This window comes from uncultured Campylobacter sp. (assembly GCF_938045595.1).
Taxonomy (GTDB): Bacteria; Campylobacterota; Campylobacteria; order Campylobacterales; family Campylobacteraceae; genus Campylobacter_B.
The window spans coordinates 1-2082 of record NZ_CALIBB010000283.1 but is presented as its reverse complement, the minus strand read 5'-3'; the positions used below and the strand labels follow the sequence as shown (position 1 = coordinate 2082).

3 protein-coding genes are annotated in these 2082 nt (G+C 53.5%); 1 reads left to right on the top strand and 2 read right to left on the bottom strand.

Annotation, left to right across the window (positions count from 1 at the left end):
• A partial coding sequence (locus Q0340_RS11010) for a hypothetical protein (protein ID WP_298083338.1) occupies positions 1-437 on the top strand: 437 nt, incomplete at its 5' end.
• A gap of 427 nt (positions 438-864) precedes the next feature.
• Here Q0340_RS11010 and kcuS read toward each other — a convergent pair.
• Together kcuS and Q0340_RS11000 are read right to left on the bottom strand one after the other, a co-directional pair.
• A complete protein-coding gene (gene kcuS / locus Q0340_RS11005) occupies positions 865-1080 on the bottom strand; it encodes a KCU-star family selenoprotein (protein ID WP_295098031.1) in 216 nt (71 codons plus the stop codon).
• The coding region (locus Q0340_RS11000; RefSeq protein ID WP_298083337.1) for a carbon starvation CstA 5TM domain-containing protein at positions 1067-2082 on the bottom strand (1016 nt) is incomplete at its 5' end. The genes Q0340_RS11000 and kcuS, both read right to left, overlap by 14 nt.

The window sequence follows — 2082 nt, the reverse complement described above, 5'->3', positions numbered from 1 at the left end:
AGCTGGATGGGCACATGGTCTCTGCCTCGGCAGAGCAGGGCAAGGCGAGCAAATCCAGGTGCGAAGCGACGGATAAATTTGAGTACGATGAGCCTTTTAAATTTAAACTCGGCGAGCAGGTCCAATACCTCGCGGCAAAGCCCGTGCTGGCGCATAAATTTAAACAAAAGGGCGCGAGAATTTTAGGCGTCGTTACGGCTGCTTCTTGCCGGGCTGCGAGCACAAAATACGAAGCGGAGCAAAAGTGCGCATTTGCCGAGCAAAATTTAGCGTCCAGAGGCGGCCGCGGTATCGAAAACCGTGAATATTCACTCCTCGCTCCCGGTAAAAATGAAAAACGCAGGCATCGCACGCCCGAGCGCGCCCGCGATCTCGTACTAGTCGATAACGCCTACGACGAGGATGCGGAGCAAATTTTAACCTGCTATGAGATCTAAGCCATTGTCCAAGCACACCCATGTTCCTGATTTAAAATTTGCAGCCGTGATTTCACGCCTTTAATTAAGGCAGGTTTGCTAAAAATTTTGCAAAAATTTTATATAGAATTCTACCAAGACGCGGCAAATACCCGTTTAAAAATTCTACGACATGCAGGCGAGATCGTTGCAAAAAATCGCGGCTAGCGATAAGTATGGCGCGACGGCAAGGACAAATCTCAACGCCCTAAGTGCGAGCAAATTTAAAGCGCAATCTCAAAGAGGTACGCGCGAAATTTTATCCCTAGCAGCGGGCTAAATTTCATGACTCGCGCGCCCGTGCCCTATCAAATTTAAAATTTCAAATCCGCGGCGAAATTTCACGACATGACGGCAAAGCGTCGCGGGCCGGCGATGAGTACGGCGCGACCGCGCCCTTTCGCCGCTATCAGCACTTGACGTTTTTTGCCTTGCTATCTTGCATCGCGCGGAAAAATTCCGCCCTGCTTAGCGGGATTTCGTCCGGATGAGCGCTTCTGAAATGGCTCAGATAGCCCTCGTAATCGCCGAGCCCGATGAGCGGCGCAAGTGCGGCATCCGCGCGCGCCAAAAACCTCGCCACTGCCTTCGGGGCTGCGAGCGGATTAAATTTAAGCTTTTTCATAAACGCCCCTATCTACGTGCTCGCTTTCTGCCAGTTTGAAATACCCCTCGTTCGCGCCGCCCTTTGAAATTTTAAGGCACATCCTTATCGTTTGGGCGATGACTATGATCGTAACGACGACGAAAAGAGCACATAGCACGGCGTCGATGACATTATTTCTGATGATAGCCTGCGCCTTTTCGATCGCGGCGGGATCGCTTAGGCCGGCGAGCTTGGCGACGGTGTTTTGCGCGATAGCCACGTGGCTTACCGCATCGTGCACGCGCTCGCCGTTAGCCGGCATCAGCTTCAAGATCGCCGCATAAAGCGTGGTTATAAGCACCCAAATCGCAGGAGCGATCGTAACGAAGGCGTATTTTTGCTTGCCCATTTTAAAAAGCACCACCGTCGCAAGCAGCAGCGCGATGCCCGCGAGCATCTGATTGGACGCGCCGAAAAGCGGCCACAGCGTGTAAATTCCGCCCATAGGATCGGTAACGCCGCTGTAGAGCAGATAGCCCCAGCCCGCCACGCAGATCAGCGTCGCGATGATGCCGTAGAGGGAATTTTTAGTATCGGAGAATGGCTTATAGACGTTGCCTAAAATTTCTTGCACCATAAAGCGCCCGGTGCGCGTGCCCGCATCGACCGCGGTCAGAATAAACAGCGCCTCAAACAAAATCGCGAAATGGTACCAAAACGCCATCAGCTCCTTGCTGCCGATGATCTGATGCAGCAGCATCGTTAGCCCCATCGCAAAGGTAGGAGCGCCGCCCGTGCGGCTCATCATCGTGGTTTCGCCGACGTTTGAGGCCAAGGCGCCGATCTGCTCGGGCGTAATGCTAAATCCGATAGAGCTTATATACGCCGCGGCGCTTACCGCGTCTTTGCCCAGCACCGCAGCGGGCGAGTTGATAGCGAAGTATTCGCCCGGGCTTAGGATGCACGCAGCCACAAGCGCCATTACGCCCACGAGGCTCTCCATAAGCATCGAGCCGTAGCCGATGAAAAGAGAATGAGTTT